The organism is Streptococcus sp. 2741, assembly GCF_013276315.1.
GTDB lineage: Bacteria > Bacillota > Bacilli > Lactobacillales > Streptococcaceae > Streptococcus > Streptococcus pseudopneumoniae.
In genome coordinates this window covers 1,203-7,052 of the sequence record NZ_VMKU01000083.1, presented here as the reverse complement: position 1 = coordinate 7,052, position 5,850 = coordinate 1,203, and the positions used below count along the sequence as shown (strand labels likewise).

Below are 5,850 nucleotides of genomic sequence, written 5' to 3'. Positions count from 1 at the left end.
CTACAACCTCAAAGCGGTGCTTTGAGCAACCTGCGGCTAGCTTCCTAGTTTGCTTTTTGATTTTCATTGAGTATAAAAACCTTCTCATAAGCTTTTTTATTTTAAAGAAGAATTCACTCCTTCGTCTGACTCTCTGCATCAGCCACAACTTGCTCTAAACTAGTCTGACCAAGCTCTGCCTCCATGGCCAGCTGGATTCTCTCCAATTTTTGATCCAAAACATCATGAATATGAGCTCCAACTGGACAATTTGGATTCGGATTGTCATGGAAACTGAAGAGTTGACCTGTCTTACCAAGACACTCAACCGCTTGATAAACATCTAATAGACTAATGTCCTTGAGATCCTTGACAATCTCTGTTCCCCCTGTTCCACGCGCGACTGAAATCAGCTCTGCCTTCTTCAACTGGGACAAGGTTTTTCTGATAATGACAGGATTGACCCCGACACTAGCAGCTAAAAAATCACTGGTCACCTTGCTTTCCTTCCCCTTGAGGGCAATGATTATCAGCATATGAGTCGCAATGGTAAATCTACTTGGAATTTGCATCCTCTTCTCCTTTTTACGAGACATCCCTGCCTCTACTCTTCTTTTTCTTTTATTATACCCTTTTTAGTTGTAATGTCAATCATTACAACCTTTCAACCAGGCATCTAACTCCCTATCGTATCCCTCTTTCTGGGCCAATTCTCTCAGAAATTCCTGATTATGAGTATGATGGATACCATTGACCAGACTTTCATAATAAACCTCAAAATAGGGAAGTTTCAGGTCTTTAGCCCGCTGCAATTCAGCTGCCACATCGTAGTCTACCCGTCGGAAGTTCATATCTACCAAGCCCTTGTCATCAAACTCCAAAATCATATACTGGGCCCGCAAGTCCTTCCGCAACTGAGCATCTAGAAAGAAAGGCTGCCCAATCGAACCCGGATTAACAATCAATTGCCCACCAGTACCGTAACGAAGCAACTGCTGGTGAATATGACCATAAACAGCAATATCACAAGGTGGATTGGTCACCAAGCGGTCAAAATCCTCTTGCGCTCCAGTATGAATCAACTCACGCCCCCAATTCTTATCAGGTAGATGATGGCTAATTCCCACCGTCAAAGCCCCAAACTGACGATGAAGCTGGAGTGGTTGATTGTGGAGCAATTCGATTTCTTCTAGGGAAATTTCCTCTAAAACATATTGGCACTGGCGCAAGAGATAGCGTTGACTGGGACGAGTACTATCCAATTCCTTGCGGACACCATGCCAAAGACTGTCTTCCCAGTTTCCCAAAACTCTAGCTGTAATCGGTAGTTGAGCCAACAAGTCCAAAATCCTTCTACGCCCTGTCCCTGGCATGAGAATGTCTCCCAAAAGCCAGTATTCATCCACTCCTAGCTGCCGAGCATCTGCCAAAACAGCCTCTAAAGCAGTGGTATTTCCATGAATATCTGAAAGAAGAGCTATTTTCGTCATATCCATCTCCTCGTTTTTTCTCTTGCAATAAGTATAACATAAAAAGTCACAGCTAGAGAAATCTAGCTTTTTTTGATATACTAGATAAAGATATTAGACAAGAGGAAACGAATGACCCCAAATAAAGAAGATTATCTAAAATGTATTTATGAAATTGGCATAGACCTGTATAAAATCACCAACAAGGAAATTGCTGCCCGCATGCAAGTCTCTCCCCCTGCCGTAACTGAAATGATCAAACGGATGAAGAGTGAAAACCTCATCCTAAAGGACAAGGAATGTGGCTATCTACTGACTGACCTCGGCCTCAAACTGGTCTCTGAGCTCTATCGTAAGCACCGCTTGATTGAAGTTTTTCTAGTTCATCATTTAGACTATACAAGTGACCAGATTCACGAGGAAGCTGAGGTCTTGGAACACACTGTCTCTGACCTGTTCGTGGAAAGACTAGATAAACTGCTAGGTTTCCCTAAAACCTGCCCCCACGGAGGAACTATTCCTGCCAAGGGAGAACTCCTCGTTGAAATCAATAACCTGCCACTAGCTGACATCAAGGAAGCTGGCGCCTACCGCCTGACTCGGGTGCACGATAGCTTTGACATTCTCAGTTATCTGGACAAGCACTCACTTCACATCGGTGATTCGCTCCAAGTCAAGCAGTTTGATGGCTTCAGCAACACCTTCACTATCCTTAATAAAAACAATGATTTACAAGTGAATATGGACATTGCCAAACAACTCTATGTCGAGAAAATCAACTAATTTCTCAAGTACCCCAACCAACCCTGAAAGTTTGATTTTCAGGGTTTTCTTATCTATTTTGTATATCAAAAACGATAGTAAACGCTTCCATAATCCAACTAAATATTGTATAATAATTATATAAACTATTCCGTCACTAACAGAGGAAAAAAGGAGGTTTTATCATGAAAAACATCATATACATCAAAACCATTCAACTCCTTGTCATTGATGGAATCATGCTGGCATTTTTGACATTTAAAGAAGGGCTTACTTGGGATTGGATTTTAATTTATAGCGGTTGGCTCATTTTCTTTCATCCTGTGCTATTGACCTATCTTTCTAACCAGCTTTGTGACCACTTTAGTCAACTCTATTCCCAGATTAGACCGAGATTCTGGCGATTTGCCTTACAAATCCTCCTATGGGATAGCCTGATGATTCTCTCCTTGATATGTTTAAGTGGTACCCCACTTTTCCTTCAGGGGACTCTCCTCATCCTAGGACATCTCATCCCTTCCTATCGCACCTGCCAAATCCTGAAACAAGACTTTCCCCAAGCCTATCAAGCACCGATTTCTTTTGGAGTATTTTATGATAGATGAGAAAAACCAAGCCGGCTGGGCTTGATCTTTCTTATCTATTTTTAGTATCTAGGATAATGGTAACTGGCCCATCATTGACCAGCTCAACCTGCATATCCGCTCCAAAGATACCTATCTGAACAGGCACTTCTTGCGCTAGTTTTTGGTTGAAAACATCATAGAAGTCTGATGCCATATCAGGTTTGGCTGCTTCTGTAAAGGCTGGACGATTGCCTTTCTTGGTATCCGCAAAGAGGGTAAACTGGGAAATAGAAAGGATTTCTCCTTCAATATCTTTGACAGATAGGTTCATCCTGCCTTCTGCATCTGAAAAAATCCGAATATTGACCAGTTTTCTCACAGCATAGTCCAAATCTTCCTCTTGGTCCTCTGGTCCAACACCAACCAGCAATAAGAGCCCCTGATTGATTTTTCCCTGAACCTGACCTTCGATACTGACTTGGGCTTTTTTAACACGTTGGATAATGATTTTCATAATAGCCTTTCTAGTAAGAACTCAGACAATTAACCGTTGGTTCGTTTGACAGAGTAAACTTCTGGCACACTCTTAATCTTGTCCACAACCGTAGTCAGCGTCGAGAGGTTGGTAATGCCAAAGGACACATGGATATTGGCAAATTTCATATCCTTGGTTGGTTGGGCATTGACTGTTGAAATATTCTTGGTTGTGTTTGAGAGAACTTGCAGTACATCGTTCAACAATCCTGTACGGTTGAGGCCATAAATATCAATATGAGCCATATACTCTTTATTTGAGCTAGAGTACTGACCTTCCCACTCCACATCAAGGAGACGTTGCTCGTAGTTTTCTTGGGCGCGCAGGTTCATACAGTCCACACGGTGAATAGCCACACCACGACCCTTGGTAATGTAGCCGACAATATCATCACCAGGCACGGGGTTACAACACTTGGCAATCCGCACTAGGAGACCAGAAGCACCTTCAATGACCACACCACCTTCATGCTTGACCTTGAGGGTTTCTTTATTTTCAACCTTGACCTCGCCACCTTTGACAAGTTCTTCTGCCTCAGCCTTGGCCTTGGCACGTTCTTCTTCACGACGTTCCTTTTCAGTCAGACGATTAAAGACAGTAATAGCACCGATTTCCCCAAAACCAATGGCCGCAAAGAGGGAGTCTTCTGTCTTGTAGCTGGTCTTTTGCAGGACTTGGTCCATATGACGCTTGTCCATAAATTTATTGGCCACATAACCATTTTCTTGGAACTGGGTCATCAACATTTCACGACCCTTATTAACAGATAATTCCTTATCTTGGTTTTTAAAAAACTGACGAATCTTGTTGCGCGCCTTGCTGGTCTTGACCATATTGAGCCAGTCGCGGCTAGGTCCAAAGGAGTTGGGGTTGGTGACAATTTCAACCTGATCCCCTGTTTTGAGCTTGGTTGTCAGTGGAACCATACGGCCGTTGACCTTGGCACCAGTCGCTTTTTCACCGACTTTAGTATGGATTTCATAAGCAAAGTCAATAGGTCCTGAATCTTTTGGAAGAGAACGGACAGCTCCATCTGGTGTAAAGACGTAAATCTCCTCAGCCAGATAGTTTTCCTTAACAGAGTCCACAAATTCCTTGGCATCATCAGCCTGATCTTGAAGCTCCATCATCTCCTTGATCCAGTTCATCCCAATAGCAGACTCCTTGCTGTTAACCTGCCCCTTAACGCCTTTCTTATAAGCCCAGTGAGCCGCAACCCCGTACTCAGCCACCTCGTGCATGGCCTTGGTCCGAATTTGGAATTCAATCGGCCCTTTTGGCCCATAGACAGTCGTATGGATAGACTGGTAACCATTTGCCTTGCGGTTAGCGATGTAGTCCTTAAAGCGACCAGGCATGGGTTTCCAAAGCTCATGCACATAACCAAGCATGGCATAAACATCACTTTGGGTATCCAAAATACAACGAATGGCAATCAGGTCATAGATTTCCTCAAACCGTTTTCTCTTGTCCTGCATTTTGCGGAAAATTGAGTAAATATGCTTGGGACGACCATAAATCTTCCCTTTCAAGTGACGATCTATCGTATACTCCTCTAATTTTGTGACTACCTCATCCACCAAGGCTTCACGCTCTCTGCGCTTTTCCTTCATCATATTGGTAATCTTGTAAAACTCTGTCGGGTTGAGATAACGGAAAGACAGGTCTTCCAATTCCCATTTGACACTGGAAATCCCCAAACGGTGAGCAAGTGGGGCATAGATTTCCATAGTTTCTTTGGAAATGCGCTCCTGCTTGTCTTTTCGAAGATGTTTCAGGGTTCGCATATTGTGCAAGCGGTCAGACAGTTTGACCAAGATAACGCGGATGTCCTCAGACATGGCCATGAGCATCTTGCGATGATTTTCAGCCAACTGCTCTTCGTGAGACTTGTACTCGACCTTGCCAAGCTTGGTGACTCCGTCAACAATCACGCGCACATCGGGACCAAACTCTCTTTCCAAATCGTCCAAGGTCGCATCTGTATCTTCCACCACATCATGCAAGAAACCACAAGCTACCGTTACAGCATCCAGCTTGAGTTTGGCTAGAATACCTGCCACTTGAATAGGGTGAATGATATAAGGCTCGCCTGATTTGCGGTATTGACCACTATGACAATCCACCGCATAGACCAAGGCCTTATGGACAAAATGGACATCCTCTTCCGTTAAATATTCTTTGGTTAAAGCGACAACTTCTTCGCCTGTTAAATTCACTTCTTTTGGCATCTCTACTCTCCAATTCTTCCTACCATTTTATCACTTTTTTAAGAATATGAAAACTAGATTGGAACAGAATAAGAAAAAAATAATTCAGAATTGCTTGATAATTCTGAATTATTGGTCCATAATATACTACGAAGTTAGATTTTAAACTTAGGTGATAGAAGGAGAGATAGAAGAACGGAAACCATATTGTAACCCAAAGACTTTTTGACTTCCCCAATTCCATTGAAGATACGAAAGATAAACGGTGGAACTCGTGTCACATACACTGGTACCTTGACTGGATTTTGGAATTAATACTCAATGAAAAT

6 protein-coding genes are annotated in these 5,850 nt (G+C 42.9%); 2 read left to right on the top strand and 4 right to left on the bottom strand.

Translation table 11 applies throughout. From position 1 onward, the window contains the following. Window positions 1–113: 113 nt before the first annotated feature. Both HT671_RS08365 and HT671_RS08360 read right to left on the bottom strand, forming a co-directional pair. Window positions 114–551, bottom strand: coding sequence for an Rrf2 family transcriptional regulator (locus HT671_RS08365; protein WP_138703051.1), 438 nt, complete (start codon window positions 549–551; stop codon window positions 114–116). A gap of 75 nt (window positions 552–626) precedes the next feature. Then, complete coding sequence (locus tag HT671_RS08360; RefSeq protein ID WP_166735337.1) at window positions 627–1,469, bottom strand: metallophosphoesterase family protein; 843 nt, start codon at window positions 1,467–1,469, stop codon at window positions 627–629. Between the two features lie 111 nt (window positions 1,470–1,580). On the opposite strand from HT671_RS08360, the gene HT671_RS08355 reads away from it, so the two are divergent. Both HT671_RS08355 and HT671_RS08350 read left to right on the top strand, forming a co-directional pair. After that, complete coding sequence (locus HT671_RS08355; RefSeq protein ID WP_000188523.1) at window positions 1,581–2,231, top strand: metal-dependent transcriptional regulator; 651 nt, start codon at window positions 1,581–1,583, stop codon at window positions 2,229–2,231. 164 nt (window positions 2,232–2,395) lie between these two features. Beyond that, window positions 2,396–2,815 carry a hypothetical protein gene (locus tag HT671_RS08350; RefSeq protein ID WP_000789565.1) on the top strand — a complete coding sequence of 140 codons (420 nt, stop codon included), beginning with the start codon at window positions 2,396–2,398 and terminating at the stop codon, window positions 2,813–2,815. 31 nt (window positions 2,816–2,846) lie between these two features. Here HT671_RS08350 and dtd read toward each other — a convergent pair whose 3' ends face one another. Then, entirely contained in the window at window positions 2,847–3,290 is a 444-nt protein-coding gene (gene dtd / locus HT671_RS08345; RefSeq protein ID WP_000691416.1) for a D-aminoacyl-tRNA deacylase, read from the bottom strand. Between the two features lie 29 nt (window positions 3,291–3,319). Continuing rightward, window positions 3,320–5,542 carry a bifunctional (p)ppGpp synthetase/guanosine-3',5'-bis(diphosphate) 3'-pyrophosphohydrolase gene (locus tag HT671_RS08340; RefSeq protein WP_050207829.1) on the bottom strand — a complete coding sequence of 741 codons (2,223 nt, stop codon included), beginning with the start codon at window positions 5,540–5,542 and terminating at the stop codon, window positions 3,320–3,322. Window positions 5,543–5,850 lie beyond the last annotated feature (308 nt).